Raw genomic sequence first — 19,506 nt, forward strand, 5'->3', positions numbered from 1 at the left:
CCGGCGTCGCGTGGGCGCCGTTCGGGCTACCCGGTGGAAGCGGTGTCGACCGCGGGTTCGGTGTCGGCCTCGCGGTCCTCGCGCAGGCTGGCGATCTCCGCCTCGAAGTCGGCAAGGCTCTCGAAGCCCCGGTAGACGCTGGCGAAGTGCAGGTAGGCGACCTCGTCGAGGTCGCGCATCGGGCCCAGGATGGCCAGACCGATCTCGTGGGCGGGCACCTCGGCCACACCCCGGCCGCGGATCTCCTCCTCGACCTGCTGGCCGAGCTTGGCGAGGGCGTCCTCGGAGACGGGGCGGCCCTGGCAGGCCCGGCGCACCCCGGCGATGATCTTGGTCCGGCTGAAGGGTTCGGTGACCCCCGAGCGCTTGGCCACCATCAGCAGGACGGTCTCCTGCGTGGTGAAGCGGCGCTCACAGACGGGGCAGGACCGGCGGCGCCGGATGGCCGCGCCGTCGTCGGTGGACCTGCTGTCGATCACCCGGGTGTCCGGATGGCGGCAGAACGGACAGTGCATCCCGGTTCACCTGGCTTCCCTGTACCCGAGCAACAATCCTAGGGGGCTACTCACCCCAGGGGTCTACTTAACCACAACTTCTTGACCACGAACCCCATTCCAACACCAGATGTTGTGGTCGAACCTAGGCGTCGAGACGGACGCCCGCAACCCTGCCCGCGGCGTGTCCCCGCACCCGACCCGACAGGGGCGACCGACCGACGAGAAACGGGACTCGGGGAGGCGGGGCGGACAGGTGGGGAATGTGCGGCGCCGGGCGCCGAATCCAAGGATAAGGGGGAGGGGGCTCGTGACTCGCCGGTCGCCACACCCCTCCCGTGACCGAATCCCCTTCCCCGCCGCCCCACCCAGCACCGGGCCGCGCACCGGTGGCGGCCGCGCGCCCACGGGCGAGACGAACCCCATACCGGAACCCGGACCGCACACCGCACGCACGCCGCCCTGGAGCCCGCCCGCCCCCTTCCCCGGACATCCAGGCTCTCTTCCGCGAACCTCTTCGCACATTCGGGGGACAGCGTCGGGTGAACACGTGTACACACATAAGTGGGGACCGCGGGAATCGGGACCCGAAAAACACAAGACGAAATCCCCGCACAGCACCGACCACCTGTTCTCGAACGCTTGTTTGATATCACCGTGTGCAACGACTAATGTTGACCTTGATTTCACGCCGGTTTCGCCGCCGGAGTGGCCCACCAGGTCGGCGCGGTCGCGGCCGGTGAATGGCCGCATGAACAGGACCTGACCGAACCGAACACCGAGGAGGCCCGGCCGTGCCGGAGGAGAATCCCGGAGCCGACGGCTCCGGACCCACCACCGTTCTTTCGCCCGTCGGTGACACGGGCGCGACCGCGCCCGAGCCCCCCAAGCTCACCGCGCGCCAGCAGAGTGTTCTGAACTGCATCCAGCGTTACGTACGGGAACGGGGCTACCCGCCGTCCATCCGGGAGATCGGTGAATCGGTCGGCCTGTCCAGCCCGTCCAGCGTGGCGCACCAGCTCAAGGTGCTCCAGCGCAAGGGCTACCTGTACCGGGACCAGAACCGGCCGCGCGCGGTCGAGCTGCGCACCCCGGGCAAGGAGGGCGCGCAGGCCATTACCCGGGAGGAGCTGTCCGCCGACTCCACCCGGGCCGCCTCTGTGCCGCTGGTCGGCCGGATCGCCGCCGGCGGTCCGATCCTGGCCGAGGAGGCGGTCGAGGACGTCCTGGCGCTGCCGCGGCAGCTGGTCGGCGAGGGTCGACTGTTCATGCTCACCGTGGTGGGCGACTCGATGGTCGACGCCGCCATCACCGACGGCGACCTGGTGGTGATCCGCCAGCAGCAGGACGCAGAGAACGGCGACATCGTCGCGGCGATGCTGGACGACGAGGCGACCGTCAAGGTACTGCGCCGCGAGGAGGACGGGCACGTCTGGCTGATGCCGCGCAACGACGCCTACGAGCCGATCAACGGGGATCAGGCCACCATCCTCGGCAAGGTCGTCACAGTCATGCGCCGGGTCTGAGACAGCCCCACCCCACACGCGCACCGGGAGACCGGGGCGGGTGGCGGGCCGATACGCTGAGGGCGTGTCGACACCTGCCTCCGCCCCCGCCTCCCGTACCCCGGGCGCCCCCGGGGCCGCCAGTGTTTCCGGGCGTCCCGGTCCCCGCGTCCCAGGCGCCTCCGGCCGCCGTTCCGCGCTGTTGGCCGTGCTGGCCGCCGGTGCGTTGCTGGTCACCGCCTGCACCCCCACCGACGGTGACGACGGGCCCGTGCTGCCCGGTGCGTCCGGGCACGAGCGCACGGTCTCCTTCCAGGGCGGCGGGTTCACCGTGCCCGGCACCTTCACCGTCCCCACCGGGTCTGGTGACGGCCAGGTCCCCGGGGTGCTCATCATCTCCGGCAGCGGCCCCACCGACCGGGACGGCAACAGCCCCGGACGGCCCGAGGCCGACACCAACCTGAACCTCGCCCGGGTGCTCACCGGTGCGGGAGCGGCCTCGCTGCGCTACGACAAGTTCGGCAGCGGCGACCCGGCGGACATGGACGACGCCGAGGAGGCGGCCCTGGAACGCGACGTGGACCCCCTGGTCTACGACGAGCAGATGGCGGCCGCCTACGCGGAGCTCATCGCCCAGCCCGAGGTGGACCCCGAGCGCACTGCCATCCTGGGCCACAGCGAGGGCGCCCTGTTCGCGCTGCGCGCCCACGAGGTCCTGGACGCCGAACCCGCACTGGTGCTGGCCGCCCCGCCCGGCACCCGCATGCTCGACCTCATCGACCGTCAGGTGACCGAGCAGGTCCGCACAGCCGAGGCCCGGGGCGGGGTCGGCGAGGTGACCGCCGCACAGCTGCTCTCCGACATCCGTGCGGGACGGGCTGCGGTCCGCGCGGGCACCGAGCTGCCCCGGGACGACAGCACCGGGCTCTTCACCGAGCAGAACGAGGACTACCTGGCCTGGATCGACGCCTTCGACCCGGTGGAACTGGCCGGGGAGCTGCCCGCGACCACCCCGGTACTGGTCCTGTGGGGTGAGGAGGACGCCCAGGTCAACGCTGAGGAGATCGATCGGCTGATGACCGGCCTGAGCGGCGCCGAGCGCGTGGACCTGCCCGGTGTGGACCACATCCTGCGCGAGTACGACGACTCCCCGGGCGCGGCGGCGCTGGACGCCGACCGTCCCTTCGCCCCCGAGGTCACTCCGGCCGTCGAGGGGTTCCTCGACGGCCTCTGGTAACCCTCATCCCCCGTGATCTTGCTACCAGGAGCGAAATCGGCGCCGAACTTGCTTCTGGTAGCAAGATCACCGCTGGAGAGGTGGGGCTAGTCGGTCTCGTCGGGAGCGGGCAGCTGCTCGACGACGGCCCGGGCGAGGCTCTCTGCGTCCTCTGCGGCGACATCGCCGTCCACCGAAGCGGTGGCGTCGTAGTCGGTGGCGGCGGTGTAGCAGGACTCCACGTAGAGGTTGGAGACCCGCACGCCCACGCACCCGACCTCGAAGGCGCCGTCCTCGACCCACTTCAGGGCCTCGTCACCCAGGCCGTCCACCGGCTGGGCGTCGTTGCCGTCCGCGGTGGAGCGCAAGGTGTCGGCGGTGGTGTCCTCGCCGCCCTCGACCGGGGCGGCGACCAGGACGAGGGTGGCAGCGGCCGGGACGGAGTCCCCCGAGCCCTCGGGGGTGGCCCAGCGGCACTGCCAGCCGGAGCCGAAGGTGTCCTGGATGCTGCCGATGGTCTCCTCGATCTCGCTCTCGTAGCCGGGCACCAGTTCGTCGAGGGCCTCGGTCTCACCGATCCCGCACTCGGGCGCGGCCTCGAAGTCGCCGTTCTCCGTGCCGTTGTCCAGCAGGTACCAGGCGAGCCAGCCCGCGAGGCCCAGCACGACCGCGATCAGCAGGACCAGGAGGGTGACGGCCAGGCCACGGCTCTGCGGCGGGGTGGCCCCGGGATCCTCAGCAGGGTCCCCTGGAGCGGATCCGCCCGGGCCGGGGCCGGGTCCGCCTGGACCGGGGTAAGGCGTGCTCACAGGGCCTCCCCGAGCTGCCCGGCGAAGTCCGTGACGGTCTCGCGTGCCCGGTCGAAGGGCACGGGGTCATCGCCGTCCATCGCGCTGTAGGAGACACGCACCAGTAGGTTGTCCGCGTGGAAGGCGAGTTCGGCGGTGCCGGGCACCTGGCCGCGCCAGACCTCGGCCTCGATCCCCTCGCCCGCCGCGGCCTCCCCGTCCGCGCCCTCGGCTCCGGGCGCCAGGACCACGGTCTCGCCGCGCATCGGGACCACCGCGCTCTGTGCCCGGGCGGCGAACTCCTCACCCGTCACGACCGGCTCGGCGGAGGCGTCGGTGAAGCGCGCGGACAGCTCCACCCGCAGCACACCCTGTTCCCCGTTCCCGTTCGCCTCGCCACCGTCCGCCTCATCGATCTGGCCGGCGGAGGTCCACACGCATTCGGTGCTCTCCCCGCCTGCCAGCGGCCCGCTCTCGGCCGACTCCAGAACCGCCCCGGGCAACGCCTCGGCGATCGCCTCCTCGGGCACCAGCCCGCAGCGGGGCGCCGCGGTGTGCGCGTCACCGCCGTGCGGCTCGTCCGGGTCGTCCCCGGCCAGCCACAGACCGCCTCCCACGGCCGCGGCGGAGGCCGCCACCGCACCCGCGACCACGATCACCGCCCGAACCCAGGGTCGGGGTCCACCACCCGTCGCAGAACCCACCCGGCACCGCCTCCCAGTCAGTCGTCACGCCCAAGGTAAGGGGCGGTGGCCGCCACCGCGACCACCGCCCCGCACAACAGATCAACCGGCGAATCAGCCGACGACGATGTTCACCAGCTTGGGCGCGCGCACGATCACCTTGCGGACCGTCTTGTCACCGATGAAGCTCTGGGCCTTCTCCGAGGCCAGGGCCAGGCGCTCCAGCTCTGCCGGGTCGATGTCGGGCGAGACGGACAGCTTGTCCCGAACCTTGCTCTGCACCTGCACCACGCAGGTCACCGACTCCTGGACCAGCAGCGCCGGGTCGGCCTCGGGCCAGTTGCCGACGGCGACCGTGCCAGTGTGGCCCAGCTTCTCCCAGCCCTCCTCGGCGACGTAGGGCGCGAACAGGGACAGGGCGATCGCCACGAACTCGGCGGCCTCGCGGACGGCCGGGTCGGCTGCGCCGGGGCCGGAGTCGATCGCCTTGCGGGCGGCCGAGACCAGCTCCATGCAGCGGGCGATGGCGACGTTGAAGCGCTTGTCCTCGACCAGGGCGGTGATCTGGTCGATGCTGCGGTGGGTGACGCGGCGCAGTTCGGTGTCACCGGCGGCGAAGTCCACGCCGGGGGCGCTGGCCGCACCGGCCTCGTTCATCACCCGGTAGGCGCGGTTGAGGAACTTCTGCGCGGCGACCACGGACACGTCGGCCCAGTCCACGTCCTCCTCGGGCGGGGAGGCGAACAGCATGGTCAGGCGGACCGCGTCCACGCCGTAGGCGTCGATCTCCTTGCCCAGGTCCACGCCGTTGCCCAGCGACTTGGACATCGCCCGGCCCTCGTTGATGACCTGGCCCTGGTTGGTCAGGCGGCGGAAGGGCTCGGTGAAGTCCAGCATGCCCATGTCGTGCAGGACCTTGGTGAAGAAGCGCGCGTACAGCAGGTGCAGCGTCGCGTGCTCCTTACCGCCGATGTAGTGGTCGACGGGGCCCCACTTGTTGACCTCTTCGGTGTCGAAGGGGGCCGTGTCCAGGTGCGCGGAGATGTAGCGCCACGGGTACCAGGACGAGTCCACGAAGGTGTCCATGGTGTCGGTGTCGCGCTCGGCCGGGCCGCCGCAGGAGGGGCAGTCCACGTGCACCCACTCCTTGGCCGCGGCCAGCGGGGAGATGCCCTTGGGGGCCAGCTCCGCGCCCTTGAGGTCGGGCAGGGTGACCGGCAGCTGCTCGTCCGGGACGGCGACCTCGCCGCAGGAGGGGCAGTGGATGATCGGGATCGGTGTGCCCCAGTAGCGCTGGCGGGACAGCAGCCAGTCGCGCAGGCGGTAGTTGACCGTGGCCTCGCCGGTGCCGCGCTCGCCCAGGATGCCGATGATGCGGTCGATGGCTTCGGTCTTGGTCAGGCCGTCCAGCGGGCCGGAGTCGCGCAGGACGCCCTCGCCCGCGGTGGCCACGCCGGTCTCGACGGGGTCGGCCTCGCCGGTCTCGACCACGACCCGCACCGGCAGGTCGAAGGCCAGGGCGAAGTCCAGGTCGCGCTGGTCGTGCGCGGGCACCGCCATGATGGCGCCGTGCCCGTACCCGGCCAGGACGTAGTCGGCGGCCCAGACGGGCATGCGCTCGCCGTTGACCGGGTTGATCGCGTAGCGGCCCAGGAACACGCCGGTCTTGGGGCGCTCGGTGGTCTGGCGCTCGATCTCGGACAGCTTGGCCACGTCGGAGCGGTAGGCCTCGAAGGCCTCGCGCTGCTCGGGCGCGCACAGCTCCTCGGCCAGGTCGGCGTCGGCGGCCACCACGAAGAAGGTGGCCCCGTACAGGGTGTCGGGCCGGGTCGTGTAAACGGTGACCGGCTCGTCACGGCCCTCGATCTGGAAGTGCACGTCGGCGCCGGTGGAGCGGCCGATCCAGTTGCGCTGCATGGCCAGGATCTCGTCCGGCCAGCGGCCGTTGTCCAGCTGGTCCATGTCGTCCAGCAGGCGCTGGGCGTAGTCGGTGATCTTGAAGTACCACTGGTTCAGGGCGCGGCGCTCGACGTCGGCGCCACAGCGCTCACACTTACCCTGCACGACCTGTTCGTTGGCCAGCACGGTCTGGTCCTGGGGGCACCAGTTGACCAGCCCGTCCCTGCGGTAGGCCAGCCCGCGCTCGAAGAAGCGGGTGAACAGCCACTGGTTCCACTTGAAGTACTCGGGGTCGCTGGTGTGCAGTCGGTGCGACCAGTCCAGCGCCAGACCGTAGCGGCGCATCGAGGCGGCCTGCGTCTCGATGTTGGCGTAGGTCCACTTGTAGGGGTGGCTGTTGTTCTTGATCGCCGCGTTCTCGGCGGGCAGGCCGAAGGAGTCCCAGCCGACCGGGTGCAGGACGTTGTCGCCGCGCTGGAAGCGGTAGCGGCCGATCACGTCGCCGATGGCGTAGGCCTCGGCGTGGCCCATGTGCAGGTCACCGGAGGGGTAGGAGAACATGTCGACGATGTAGGAGCGGGGGCGGTCGTCCCCGGCGTCCATGTTCGCGTCGAACGGAAGCTCGGCGGACCAGCGCGCCTGCCACTTGTCCTGAAGGGCATGGGCGTCGTAGGTGTCGCCCGTCGTCTGGTCGCCGTCTACCGCTGTCATCGCTGAATTTTCCTTAGCCGGTTCTGGTGTGTGTTGACTTCAGGTTAGCGGTTGCGGTACCCGGCCGAAGACCGGTTTTCCACCATGCGGGACACCCTCGAACCCGGCACCCCTCACGGAGAGTGACAACAGGACCGGTCGTTTTACGGGCCCCTCGCCTCTGCACACCGACCGCGCGGTTTGTTACTCTGCCGTAAAAGTGGCGCAGAACACGCGACGCGGGTCACACCTGCGCTCGTTGCACCTGTCTGGATTCACTTGCCTGCGGGAGGCCCCCATGTTCAATCTGTCCGTACTTCTCGAGGACGGCGCCCGATCCGTGCCCGAGAAGGAGTGTCTGGTCTTCGGGGACACCCGGCTCAACTACGCGATCACCGACATGATCGCCAACCAGGTCGCCAACCTGCTCGTCTCCCGGGGGATCAAACCCGGTGACCGGGTCGCGCTGGCCAGCCCCAACCTGCCCTACTTCCCGTTCGTGTACTTCGGCGCGCTCAAGGCGGGCGCCGTGGTCGTCCCGCTGAACGTGCTGCTCACGCCGCGCGAGATCGCCTACCACCTGGAGGACTCGGGCGCCAGGGCGCTCTTCGCCTTCACCGGCAGCCCCGAACTCCCGCTGGGGCAGCGCGCCTTCGAGGCCTTCAACCAGACGGACACCTGCGAGATCTTCGTGGACATGCCCGCCTCGGCCGGGGCCACCGAGTCCACGATCGAGGGCGCGGAGACCATCTGGACGGCGCTGGCCGGCCAGGCGGGCACCTTCGAGACGGTGCAGTCCAACGCCGACGACACCGCGGTGATCATCTACACCAGCGGCACGACCGGCAAGCCCAAGGGCGCCGAGCTCAGCCACAACAACCTGATGATGAACGCGGTCGTCGCGTCCAGCCTGGTCAACGCGCACCCCGACGGCCGCGACGTGTCCCTGACCGTCCTGCCGCTGTTCCACATCTTCGGCCAGACGGTGATGCTCAACGCGAGCCTGTACCGCCACGGCACGATGATCCTCATGCCGCGCTTCGACGGCGACCAGGCCCTGGAGCTCATGCAGAAGGAGGGCGTGACCGGTTTCGCGGGCGTGCCCACCATGTACTGGGGCCTGCTCAACGCCGCCCAGAACGCCGAGCCGGGCAAGTACGACCTGGAGGCGATCGCGGGCAACATCGTCGACGCCGTCTCCGGTGGTTCGGCCCTGCCCGGCCAGCTCGCCGAGGACTTCACCAAGCTCTTCGGCGTGGGGATCAAGGAGGGCTACGGCCTGTCCGAGACCTCCCCGGTGGCCTCCTTCAACAACCCCGAGACCGGTGCCAAGACCGGCTCCATCGGCCGCCCGGTCTGGGGTGTGGAGATGAAGCTGATCGACCCCGAGTGGAACGAGGTCCTCAAGGACGGCGAGGCCGACCCGGTCGGCGAGATCGCCATCCGCGGCCACCTGATCATGAAGGGCTACCACAACCGCCCCGAGGTCAACGCCGAGGTCATCAAGGACGGCTGGTTCCGCACCGGCGACATCGCCCGCCGCGACGACGACGGCTTCTACTTCATCATCGACCGCTCCAAGGACATGATCATCCGCGGCGGCTTCAACGTGTACCCGCGTGAGGTCGAGGAGGTCCTGATGACCCACCCGGCGATCAGCCTGGCCGCGGTCGTGGGCGTCCCGCACGAGAGCCACGGCGAGGAGATCAAGGCGTTCGTGATCCTCAAGGACGGTGTGGAGGCCACCGCCGAGGAGATCACCGCCTACTCCCAGGAGAAGCTGGCGGCGTACAAGTACCCGCGCCAGATCGAGTTCCGCACGGAGCTGCCGATGACCTCCACCGGCAAGATCCTCAAGCGCGAGCTGCGCGACGCCTAGGGTCCGCGAACAGCTGAGGGGGACCGTCCCGGTGGGGCGGTCCTCCTTCTCCTGTGCGCACTCCGGTCAGCCCTTGACCGCGCCCTGGACCAGTCCGGCGGCCATCCAGCGCTGGACCAGGACGAAGAACACCATCACCGGGATCGTGATGATCGTGGAGGCGGCCATGACGTGCCCCCAGTCGTTGGCGTACTGGCCGAAGAACTGGCGCAGACCCACCGCCACCGTGTAGTTCTGGCTCTGGGTCATGAAGGTCATCGCCAGCACGAACTCGTTCCACGCCACGATGAACGAGAAGATCGCCGTGGCCACCAGGCCCGGGGCCACCAGCGGGAACAGCACCTTCCAGAACATCTGCGGCCAGGAGGCCCCGTCGATGTAGGCGGCCTCCTCGACCTCCTTGGGGACCGCCGCCACGAAGCCGCGCATCATCCAGATGGCCAGGGGCAGCGACAGCGCCACGTAGACGACGCTCAGCCCGATCAGGGTGTTGAGCAGCTGGAGGTCGCGCACCTGGATGAACAGGGGGATGACCAGTGCCTCCAGGGGCACCATCTGCACGATGAGGATCATCACCAGCACCGCGGTGCGGAACCTGAACCGGAAGCGCGCCACCGCCACGGCCGCCAGCATGCACAGCACACACGCGAAGAGCACCGTGATCCCGGCGACGATCAGGGAGTTGCGCAGGTACGTGCCGAAGTTGCCCTCGGTCATCACGTACACGAAGTTGTCAAAGGTGAGCGAGGTGGGCAGCAGCGCCCCGGTCCCCGAGGTCGTGCTGTCCGAGAACGCGCTCATCAGCATGAAGTACACGGGGAACAGGGTGAAGAGCAGGATCGCGCTCACCCCGGCGGCCCTGGCGACCACACGGCCGAAGCGGAGCGTGTCGCCCCGGCGCCGGGAGGCCTTGACCCGCGCCTCCCAGTCAGCCTTGGCCGCGCCGGCGGAGCTGTCAGCGGTGAGCGTGTCCAACGGACCTCCTCGTGTGGGTGGCGTGGCGTGCCGGGGCGGGCCCGGCGCCGGGGCCGTGCTCGAAGCGATCAGGGCGCACGGGGCGTTTTCCCGATGCCCTAAAATCCTCCTCGACCCGCCGGGTGAGCAACGGGAACAGGTGATGGAGCGCGTGAACGACCCTGGTGCCCCCTCCCCCACCGAGGTGATCTCGGCGTGGATCCCGCACGACGCCCGGTTCCGGGAGAGCGCACTCCGGCACGCTCTGCGCGACACCAGCGGACGGCGGCTGCACGTGTACGTCGACAGCCTGGTCAACCGGGCCAACGACGACGGCAGCCCGCTCAGCGAGTACGACCTGCGCACCATGGCCGCGGTCCGCGAGGACCTGGACCGGCGTCCGCTGACCTCGGTGGACTGGCGGACGGTGCGGGCGCGGCTGGTCTCCGGCCTGTTCTGAACCCGGCGCGGCGGCCGGGGGCGCGCTCCGGTGCTCGTGTGACCCGCTCATCTCAGCCCGTCCTCCCGGAACAGCGCGCGCAGGTACACGATGGTGATCCCCAGGAGCAGCATCGTGAGCAGGGCAGCGATGGCCGAACCCATGCCGAAGTCGTTCTGGCCGAAGGAGCGCACGTAGGACCACACGCCCAGGTTGAGCATCTGGGATCCCCCGACGTCACCGCCGGGCATCAGGTAGATCTGCGCGAACACCTTGAAGTCCCAGATGGTGGAGAGCACCGTCACCACCGCGAACACCGGGCGCAGCGTGGGGAAGGTGACGTTCCAGAAGCGCTTCCACGCCCCGGCTCCGTCGATCCGCGCCGCCTCGTGCAGTTCCTTGGGGACCGTGAGCAGCCCGGCCAGGACCGTGATGGCCACGAACGGGAACCCGCTGTGCACGATGTTGAGGGTGACGATCGCGTAGAACCAGAGTCGGTCCGCGAACCAGTTGTAACCGGAGGGCTCGATCACGCCCAGGGCCTTCAGGGCCTGGGCCACCACGCCCTGGTCGACGTCGAAGATCCAGATCCACACGTAGGTGCCGCTGACCGCGGGCATCGCCCAGGCGACCATGATGCACGAGATCACGATGACCCGGGTGACCGGCTTGAGGTTGGCCAGCAGCAGGGCGACCAGCGTGCCCAGGACCACCGTCGTGACCACCGCTACCACGGCGAACACGACGGTGTTGACCATCACGATCTGCCACAGGTACGGGTCGGTCAGCAGCCTGACGTAGTTGTCCAGGCCGATGAAGTCCGACTCGCCCGAGACCAGGTTGCGCAGCTTGTAGTCCCGGAAGGACAGCCACACGATCCGGCCGATGGGGAACAGCAGCAGGAGCCCGATCACCCCGAGCGGGGGGACGAGCAGCACCCAGGGCAGAAGGGCGCGCCGCCCCCGCATCCCCAGGAGCGGTGCCCGTCGCCCGCCGTTCGGCGGCCGGACCGGTGTTCCGATCCGCAACTAACTGCCCTCGTTGAGGATGTTCTCGATGGCCTCGGCGGCGCTGTCGGTGGCCTCCTCCACGGTCGCGTTGCCGTTGAGGATGTCCTGCTGCATGCCGACGATGACGCCCTCGGCCTCGACCTGGGACCAGGCGGGGACGACCGGGGTGACGCGGCCGGCCTCCAGGAGCTGGACCGCGAACGGCTCGACCAGCGGGTCGCCGGCGTCGGCGTAGGCCTGGATCTCCTCGACACCGGCCGGGAAGAAACCGCTCTCCTCGCCCCAGCGGTCGAAGAACTCACCGCTGGTGAGAAGGTCGACGTACTCCCAGCCGGCCTCCTCGTTGCCGGTGCCCTCGAAGACCGACAGCAGGGAGCCGCCGGCGAAGGAATCCATGTACCCGTCGTTCTGGCCGGGCAGGGTGAAGACGCCGAGCTTTCCCTCGAGGTCGGGGTTGGACTCGATGATGGCCTTGGGGTTGGAGCTGTTGGAGATGGCCATGATGGAACGCTCGTCGGCGAGCGTCTCCATGACGTCGATCTCGTTCCAGTTGACCGCGCCCGTGGTGGACAGGCCGTCCTCCAGCGACAGGTTGGTGAAGAACTCCACCCCGGCGCGCCCCTCGGGCGTGTTGATGGTGGAGGTCCAGGTCCCGTCGGCCTCCTGCGCGGCGACGTCGCCACCACCGCCCCAGATCCACGGCAGCACCGAGTACTGGGCCTGGCCGGGCACCGGGAAGCCGATCATGTCCTCCTCGGCCTCGGCGAGGTCGAGCGCGGTCTCGCGCAGCTCCTCCCAGTTGGCCGGCACCTCGTGGCCGTGCTCCTCGAAGAGGTCCTGCCGGTAGATGATCGACCGGATGGACGCGTACCAGGGCACGCCGTAGGCGGCGTCGTCGATGACGCCCATCTCGTACATCTCCTGGTGGAAACGGGAGGGGTCGTCGATGTAGCCGGACAGGTCGTGCAGGGCCCCGGCGTCGGCGAATTCGGGGGTGAAGGTGGTGCCGAGCTCGATGACGTCCGGGGTCTCCCCGCCCGCGATGGCCGTGGAGATCTTGTCCTGGGCGTCGGCCCAGGGCACGAACTCGACGGCGACGTCGATGCCGGTCTGCTCGGTGTAGGCGTCGTTGACCGCGTCGAAGAAGTCCGAGGCGTCGGGGTTGGTGCCCTCCATGATCCACACCTGGAGGGTGTCGGTGGCCCCACCGCCGTTGCCGCCTTCGCCGCCACAGGCGGTCGCCGCAAGCACCAGGGTCAGTGTGGCTGCGGGGAGGGTGACGTACTCGTGTGCTCGTCTGCGGGCCATCGGCTCGCCTCCCGTTCCTTTCGAAGGTCCCCTGAGGGTTGGTAGGAAACCTACGTAATGAACGGCGGCTTGTGAAGTAAACCACTGCGACTTGTGTCTGAGCCGTTAGGGACCGGTTCGTGGTCGGGGTTTGTGGCCGCCGGACCAGGGGCCCGGTCCGGCGGGACCGGGGTTCTCTACTCGCTCAGACCGGAGACCTGGCGCAGGGTGGAGACCAGTTCGGCGCGCTTGTAGACGGCCTGCCCGATGGCCGCGCAGAAGGCGGCGAGCATGTGCGCGTACACCATGGGGTCGCCCTGGGTGATGCGCTCGGCTGCCTCCTCCTCACCGATCGAGTGGGCCTCCCAGGCGGTGGAGACCGCGAACTCCAGTTCCGGCGGGAGCATCTCGGCGACGGTGCGGGCCACCGCCTCGCGCGAGTCGGCGGGCTTCCAGACGACACCGGTCTCCTGGACGCGGCGGCCGAGGAAGGCCCCGATCACCCTGAGTTCGGACAGGACGTCGTCGACCTCGTCCGAGGCCCGGGGGATCAGCTGGTCCAGTTCGTCCCGGTCGTGGTCGGCGTAGGCGCTGACCATCGAGATCGCGATTTCCTTGACGTGGTCCGGCAGGTCGTGCGCGGGTGTGGAGTCGCCCTGGGGCGCGTTGTCGTCGGAGGACACGGGCTTGGTCCCTTCACTGCTGCTGGAGCTGTCCGCACCATGATGCCGTCTGCGGGCCGCCCGGTGTGGCAGGACGGTGCTTGGGAGCGGGGGGTGTCCGCGAAACGCGAACACCCCGCCGCGGAGAGCGAACCCCGGGGGGAGGCAGAGCGGTCAGCAAACAGAGTGGTCAGAAGTCGGGGCGCAGCGGCATGTGCGCGGCGGTGCCGTCCAGCTTGACCCCCAGGATCTGGTGGAGCTGCACGACGTCGCGTTCGAAGCCCAGCACGGACCCGGCCATGTAGAGCAGCCACACGCGGGCGGTACCCTCGCCCACCTCCTCGACCGCCTGGTCCCAGTTGCGCTCCAGGTTGGCGCCCCAGTGGCGCAGGGTCAGGGCGTAGTGCTCGCGCAGGTTCTCCTGGTGGCGGATCTCGAACCCGGCGTCGTTCATGGCGGTCTGGATCTGGGCGGGGCCCTCCAGCTCGCCGTCGGGGAACACGTAGCGGTTGATGAAGCCCTTGGTGTTCATCGGCTTGAGGTCGTTGCGCGGCCGGGTGATGCAGTGGTTGAGCAACCGCCCGCCGGGCACCAGCTTGTCGTTGAGCGAGGCGAAGTAGGCGTCCAGGTTCCTCAGACCGATGTGTTCGGTCAGGCCGATGGAGCTGATCCGGTCGAAGCTGCCGTCGGGCACGTCCCGGTAGTCCATGTGCCGGATCTCGGCCAGGTCGGTGAGCCCTTCCTGGGCGATCTTCTTGGCGCCCCACTCCGCCTGCTCCTTGGAGAGGGTCACCCCGACAGCCTTGACGCCGTACTCGCGGGCGGCGTGGCGCACCATGCCGCCCCAGCCGCAGCCGACGTCGAGCAGGCGCATACCCTCGGCCAGGCCCAGTTTGCGGGCGATGAGGTCGTATTTACGGAACTGTGCGCTCTCCAGGGCCCCGTCGAAGGCGCCCACCCGGTCCAGGGCGCCGTCCTCGTCGTCGAAGACCGCGCAAGTGTAGGTCATGGACGGTCCGAGGACCATTTCGTAGAACTCGTTGGAGACGTCGTAGTGGTGGTGGATGACCTCGGCGTCGCGCTCCTTGGAGTGGCGCAGCCCCCGGCCGAGCAGGGTGCCGCGGCGCACCTCCTGGGGCGGCGGGGCCACCCGGTTGACGAACTTGACCCAGCCCACCGACCGGATGATCTCGACGGCCTCGCGGGCGGTGACGTTGCCCCCCTCCGCGAAGGCGAAGTCCGCCATCCGTCTGAGCAGGGTGTACATGTCGCCCTCGAGTTCGAGGTGTCCGGAGACGTAGGCGCGGGCCATACCGACGGCGTTGGGTGACTGGGCCAGGTAGTTGACGGCGACCGGGGTACGCACGTTCAGCGTGACTTCGCTGTTCGGGTCTCCCGAGGAACTGCCGTCGTAGGCGGTGAAGCGGATCGGCGCGTCAGTGCCGACCACTCGCTCGAAGATCTCTGCAAGCCGCATGTTCTTGTCCTTCCCCTCACGGATGCGGCCCTTCCGCACGGGTCGCCTCCCGGTGGTGTCCACTGCTGACGGTGGGTGCTGACGGGTGGTTCAGCGGTTGCGTACGCACTTGGCGTACAGGTCGAGGAGCCGCCCCCGCGGGTCGTAGGTCTCCTTGAGGTTCTGATAGTCGGTGCCGTTGTAGAGCGCCCAGAACTCCTCCTCGGTGTAGAAGGAGTCCGAGTACAGGGACTTGTGGCCACCGAGCCGGGTGACCTCCTCCTCCACCGCGCGGTTGTGGTGGGCGCGGCGTTGGCCGGGTTTCATGTCCACCAGCCCCCAGAACCCGAAGTTCACGTACAGGCGGTCGTTCTCCAGCGGGTACAGCGGCCAGACGTGTTCGCCGTCGGCCAACCCCCCGCGGCGGGGTTCGCGAAGCCGGAGCGGACACATCCACAAAGGGGTCATACCGATCTGGTCGTGGAAGAAGTCCAGGAACTCCGCCCCGCGTTCGACCCCCACCTCGATGTCCTGGATGAGGGGTTCCTGCTGGGGGAGGCCCCGGTAGTGGTTCAGGAGCCGGGAGAAATCGGTGCGCCGGTCCCAGGCGACCAGCCTGCGGTAGACGTCGGAGCGTTTGAGGGCGCGCGGCCACAGCGGGCGCACGAGCGGGTTCTGGGTGCCGAAGGCGCGTGAGCACCAGAACCAGTCGGTGTCCCAGCGCCAGAGGTAGTCGTGGATGGTGAGGTAGTCGCCGGGTCCGGCGGTTCCGGAAGCGGCGGAGCCGGCCACGGAACCGGAGCCGGGTACGAAGGCGGGCGCGGGGTCCGCGTAGCGCCGGATGGAGCGGTAGTAGACGTCGTTTCCGGTGTAGTCGCTGGTCCAGGGCGCACGGTCGGTGAAGCGGGCCAGGGTCAGGTAGAGCTCGCCGGGGCCGAAGGCCACCCCGTCCACGAAGTCCACCGGCTGCCCTTCGTGGGCCGCGTCGGCGCAGATCCGGGAGAGGGCGGCCATCGCCTCCGAGGCGTCGTGGAACCTGAGGTGGCGCAGGTGTACGTAGGGCGAGACGGGTTCGAGTTCGATGCGCAGACGCAGGCTGTACCCGAGCGTGCCGTAGGAGTTGGGGAAGCCGTGGAACAGGTCGCTGTGGGCGTTGTCCCGGGTGGCGGTGACGACCTCTCCGGAGCCGGTGAGGATCTCCATCTCCTGCACCGACTCGTGCGGCAGGCCGTTGCGGAAGGAAGAGGACTCGATCCCCAGCCCGGTGACGGCTCCGCCCAGGGTGATGGTGCGCAGCTGCGGCACGACCGTGGGCATCAGCCCGTGCGGGAGGGTCGCGGCGACCAGTTCCTCGTAGGTGGTCATGCCGCCCACGTCGGCCAGGCGCTCGACGGGGTCGATGGAGATGACCCCGGAGAAGGCCGACACGTCCAGGGCGGGCGCGTCGGAGGGTTCGCGGAACCGGAAGAGGTTGGAAGTCCGCTTGGCCAGCCGCACCGGTGCGCCCTCGGGGAGCGCCCGGTAGTCGCGCCGCAGCCGCTGCACCGCCGCGATGTGCTCCGCGAGTCCGGTTCCCGTCGCCGCTCGCTGCCTGGACCTGGACGTGGAGCCGGAGTTCGAAGTCGTACCGGGCTGTTTCGGAGTCATGTCCGCGGATCCCCTGACTGTTGACGACTGCTGTTGACGGCGCACAGCGTGGGTCGGCCAGGACCGGTGGTGGCGTGCCGCGGCAGGCCGATCCCCTCAGTTCTACCTATCAGTAACGGTTCTCTGCCACCCCATTTCGCTACGTGTCTTACCCACTCCGGGGCAGGAGTCGGCGGGAGTTGAAGGGGTGGCTGAAGTCTGCTGTGGAAAGAATGGGGACGACACCGCTGTCACCTTGGGTGTTGTCGGTGTTACCGGTTGATCCGCATAGGATTCGGTTCCGTGCGCATCGCTCTCGTTGACTCCGGTATCGGCATGCTGTCCACCGCGGCCGCCCTGCGCGCGGCCCGGCCGGACGCGGACCTCTTCCTGTCCATGGACCCGGACCACATGCCCTGGGGCACCCACACCCCGGAACAGATCATCGACCGTGCCCTGGCCGGTGCCCGCGTCGCCCTGGACACCGCGGGTTCCCTGGACGCCGTGGCCGTACCCTGCAACACCGCGTCGGTGCACAGCCTGGTCAGGTTGCGCGCCGAGCTCGAGCCCCGGATCCCGGTCATCGGCACCGTGCCCGCCATCAAACCGGCGGCCGCCGCCGGGACCCCCATCGCGGTGTGGTCCACCGAGGCCACCACCCGCAGCGCCTACCAGCGCCGCCTGGTGGAGACCTTCGCCCGGGACGTGTCGGTGACCCCGGTCGCCTGCCGGGGCCTGGCCGAGGCGGTGGAGTCCGCCGACCCCGAGCTGATCGCCGAGGCCGTGGCGTACGCGGCCGCCCTGACGCCGCCCGAGGTCACCGGGGTGGTCCTGGGCTGCACGCACTACGACCTGGTGGGCGAGGAGATCTCCAAGGCACTGTCGGGGCGGGCGGAACTGTTCACCGCGGCGCGGGCGGTGGCCACCCAGACCCTGCGCAGAATCGACCAGGCCGCCGGGGCCGTCGAGGTTTCCGGGGCTACCGGAGCCGCCGGGACCCGGGCTGTCGAAGGCACGTCCGGCAAGGTCACCGTCCTTACCAGCGGCCGGCCGGCGGAGCTTCCTCGGGCGGCCCTGAGCTACCCGGCCGGCCGGTCCCTCCTCAACCGCTGACCCCGAAGCGCACGGCCCCGGCCGTCTCCTGCCGCTCCGGAACCGGTTGCTCCCGCGGGGCGGCCTCCTGCTGAGCGGCGGCCTCCTCCCCCGACTCCGGTTGAGCGTGCCGCGACGCCGTCTGGGCGTGCTGCGGAACGTGCGCACGCTCAGCCGCCGGAGACTCCTGTGAATACTGGGCCAGTTGCGAGTACTGAGCCGCCTGCGCATTCTGTGCCGGCTGTGGCTGCTGTGCGGCCTGTGCCTGATGTGGTGCGACCGGTCGGTGCTCCCGCTGCTGCTGCGGAACCAGGGCCCCCGCGGCAAGGGTGCGCACGAGGTTGCGGACCCCCGCCGTGTCGTTGTCGTGAAGGAGCGTCTCCAGCAACGACAGGGCAGCTCGCTGGTCACCCGGCTGCTCGCGGACGTGGCGCCACTGCGGCTCGGTGGCGGCGTCGGACAGCATCAGGGTCCGGCCGACCTGACCGAGCGCGCTCAGCAGGGCGTTGTCGTGCGGCTGCTCCATGAGCGCCACGTTCACCTGCTCGGCCTGTTCCTCGGGATTGACCTCCTCCGCGGGCTGCGCCCTGAGGAACTCCAGGATCCCGGTGGCCGGGGCCATGGGCTGGATCGACTTCATCCCCCGCACCATGGACCTCACCTCCACCAGGTCACCGATGATCTCCTCCGCGGCACCGAGCTCCCGGATCAGGCGTTCGGCGCGCTGCGCGGAACACTCGGCCACCCAACGGGCGCCACGACCGCTGGCCAGCCGGGTCGCCGCCAGGGCGAGTTCGGCACCGCGCCTGGGCGCGCCCACCCGCTCGAAGTAGCGGGACCAGGTCGTGACCCGCACGCCCAGCCGCCAGTCGTTGCGGACACTGCCCTGGCACACCAGGTTCTCCACGGCCTCCACCCACGCCGAACGCAGCTTCGGGTAGGTCTCCGCCTCCTCCACCGTGGGCAGCAGCCCGATGGCCTGGCGGGCGTCGCACAGACCCAGGCGTGCCAGCCAGGACAGGAGCCGGGCCCGCTCGAAGCGGATCACCCGGCGCAGCGCGGTCCGGCGGGGGTTGGCGGGACCGCCCGGCTCCGCCTCGCCCAGGCCGAGCTCGGCCTCCATCCGGTCCAGGGCGTCCAAGGCGTCGGTGTGTTTGTCCTGGTAGCGCAACGCCCTGACCAGGGCGAAGATACCTTCGGAGCCGAGCACGGCCGGTCCGGTCGCGGTGTGCTCGTAGCGACGCAGCTCCGCCTCGGCGCGGTCCGCCTGGTCCTCATCGATGAGCAGGTGGACCCGGGCCAGGGTGAAGGCGGGCCAGGCAGGGGTGCTCTCCCAGCCGGACAGGCGCCGTGCCGAGAGCAGTTCGCGACGCTGGTCCGTGGTTCCCCGGGAGTCGATGTTGGCGTGGCAGCGGACCAGGGTCTCCAGCGCGGAGACCGGCAGCGGCCCGTACTCGTGCGGCGCCGGTTCGTCCTCCGCGGCGGCCCTGGCCTGTTCGAGCGCGCGTCGGCCCTCCGCGAGCGCTCCCACCCGCACCGCCAACGGCCAGTGCGCCAGGAAGAACAGGGTCGGCGGCCCGAACACTCCCGGCACCGACGCCGGGACCGCCAGGGCCACGGCGTTGTCCCCCTTGGCAGCCTCGGCGACCAGCCGCCGTGCGTTGCGCATCGCCGACCTGGCCAGAGCCTCCACCTTGACCGCGTCGCCAGCCTCACTGAGTTCGGGTAGCGCGGTGACGGCCTCCGCGAGCTCGTCCTGCCCCGCGGCGCGCAGTTGGCGTCCCGTCTCCCCCGCCCATGTCCACATCGTCATACTTCTCCCCCAG

General features: G+C 69.8%; 16 protein-coding genes. 5 read left to right on the forward strand and 11 right to left on the reverse strand.

Annotation, left to right across the window (positions count from 1 at the left end; translation table 11 throughout):
• Positions 1-26: 26 nt before the first annotated feature.
• Positions 27-515, reverse strand: a complete 489-nt coding sequence (gene nrdR / locus NE857_RS25090) for a transcriptional regulator NrdR (RefSeq protein WP_254417935.1) — start codon at positions 513-515, stop codon at positions 27-29.
• 773 nt (positions 516-1,288) lie between these two features.
• Between nrdR and lexA the strand changes: the two genes are divergently transcribed.
• Both lexA and NE857_RS25100 read left to right on the forward strand, forming a co-directional pair.
• Positions 1,289-2,020, forward strand: a complete 732-nt coding sequence (lexA, locus tag NE857_RS25095; RefSeq protein ID WP_254417936.1) for a transcriptional repressor LexA — start codon at positions 1,289-1,291, stop codon at positions 2,018-2,020.
• Positions 2,021-2,084: 64 nt separating this feature from the next.
• Positions 2,085-3,236: an alpha/beta hydrolase family protein gene (locus NE857_RS25100; RefSeq protein ID WP_425572138.1), complete on the forward strand. Its 1,152-nt coding sequence runs from the start codon at positions 2,085-2,087 to the stop codon at positions 3,234-3,236.
• An 86-nt stretch (positions 3,237-3,322) separates the two neighbouring features.
• On the opposite strand, the gene NE857_RS25105 is transcribed toward NE857_RS25100, so the two are convergent.
• The 3 genes from NE857_RS25105 to leuS form a co-directional block, all read right to left on the reverse strand.
• Positions 3,323-4,024, reverse strand: coding sequence for a hypothetical protein (locus tag NE857_RS25105; protein ID WP_254417937.1), 702 nt, complete (start codon positions 4,022-4,024; stop codon positions 3,323-3,325).
• Positions 4,021-4,662 carry a hypothetical protein gene (locus tag NE857_RS25110; protein WP_254417938.1) on the reverse strand — a complete coding sequence of 214 codons (642 nt, stop codon included), beginning with the start codon at positions 4,660-4,662 and terminating at the stop codon, positions 4,021-4,023. Before NE857_RS25110 ends, NE857_RS25105 begins: the two co-directional genes overlap by 4 nt.
• Positions 4,663-4,800: 138 nt before the next feature.
• Positions 4,801-7,296 (reverse strand): leucine--tRNA ligase, encoded by a 2,496-nt coding sequence (gene leuS, locus NE857_RS25115; RefSeq protein WP_254417939.1) that lies wholly within the window; start codon positions 7,294-7,296, stop codon positions 4,801-4,803.
• Positions 7,297-7,573: 277 nt separating this feature from the next.
• Here leuS and NE857_RS25120 point away from each other — a divergent pair, with 277 nt between their 5' ends.
• Positions 7,574-9,154 (forward strand): long-chain-fatty-acid--CoA ligase, encoded by a 1,581-nt coding sequence (locus NE857_RS25120; RefSeq protein ID WP_254417940.1) that lies wholly within the window; start codon positions 7,574-7,576, stop codon positions 9,152-9,154.
• A gap of 66 nt (positions 9,155-9,220) precedes the next feature.
• Here the strand turns inward: NE857_RS25120 and NE857_RS25125 are convergent, their stop codons facing one another.
• Positions 9,221-10,129, reverse strand: a complete 909-nt coding sequence (locus tag NE857_RS25125; RefSeq protein ID WP_017583418.1) for a carbohydrate ABC transporter permease — start codon at positions 10,127-10,129, stop codon at positions 9,221-9,223.
• A gap of 142 nt (positions 10,130-10,271) precedes the next feature.
• Here NE857_RS25125 and NE857_RS25130 point away from each other — a divergent pair, with 142 nt between their 5' ends.
• Positions 10,272-10,568: a hypothetical protein gene (locus NE857_RS25130; RefSeq protein ID WP_254417941.1), complete on the forward strand. Its 297-nt coding sequence runs from the start codon at positions 10,272-10,274 to the stop codon at positions 10,566-10,568.
• Positions 10,569-10,615: 47 nt separating this feature from the next.
• Here the strand turns inward: NE857_RS25130 and NE857_RS25135 are convergent, their stop codons facing one another.
• The 5 genes from NE857_RS25135 to NE857_RS25155 form a co-directional block, all read right to left on the reverse strand.
• Positions 10,616-11,515, reverse strand: coding sequence for a carbohydrate ABC transporter permease (locus NE857_RS25135; protein WP_026117007.1), 900 nt, complete (start codon positions 11,513-11,515; stop codon positions 10,616-10,618).
• A gap of 60 nt (positions 11,516-11,575) precedes the next feature.
• Positions 11,576-12,865, reverse strand: a complete 1,290-nt coding sequence (locus NE857_RS25140) for a sugar ABC transporter substrate-binding protein (RefSeq protein ID WP_254417942.1) — start codon at positions 12,863-12,865, stop codon at positions 11,576-11,578.
• A gap of 176 nt (positions 12,866-13,041) precedes the next feature.
• Positions 13,042-13,527 carry a hypothetical protein gene (locus NE857_RS25145; protein WP_254417943.1) on the reverse strand — a complete coding sequence of 162 codons (486 nt, stop codon included), beginning with the start codon at positions 13,525-13,527 and terminating at the stop codon, positions 13,042-13,044.
• Positions 13,528-13,696: 169 nt separating this feature from the next.
• Positions 13,697-14,983, reverse strand: coding sequence for an SAM-dependent methyltransferase (locus NE857_RS25150; RefSeq protein ID WP_254417944.1), 1,287 nt, complete (start codon positions 14,981-14,983; stop codon positions 13,697-13,699).
• Positions 14,984-15,073: 90 nt separating this feature from the next.
• Positions 15,074-16,609 (reverse strand): FAD-binding oxidoreductase, encoded by a 1,536-nt coding sequence (locus NE857_RS25155; RefSeq protein WP_254417945.1) that lies wholly within the window; start codon positions 16,607-16,609, stop codon positions 15,074-15,076.
• Between the two features lie 315 nt (positions 16,610-16,924).
• On the opposite strand from NE857_RS25155, the gene NE857_RS25160 reads away from it, so the two are divergent.
• Positions 16,925-17,701 (forward strand): glutamate racemase, encoded by a 777-nt coding sequence (locus tag NE857_RS25160; protein ID WP_425572142.1) that lies wholly within the window; start codon positions 16,925-16,927, stop codon positions 17,699-17,701.
• Here the strand turns inward: NE857_RS25160 and NE857_RS25165 are convergent.
• A complete protein-coding gene (locus NE857_RS25165) occupies positions 17,691-19,493 on the reverse strand; it encodes a hypothetical protein (RefSeq protein WP_254417947.1) in 1,803 nt (600 codons plus the stop codon). The two genes, NE857_RS25160 and NE857_RS25165, sit on opposite strands and share 11 nt — an antisense overlap.
• Positions 19,494-19,506: the final 13 nt, after the last annotated feature.

Source organism: Nocardiopsis exhalans (genome assembly GCF_024134545.1).
Classification (GTDB): Bacteria; Actinomycetota; Actinomycetes; order Streptosporangiales; family Streptosporangiaceae; genus Nocardiopsis; species Nocardiopsis exhalans.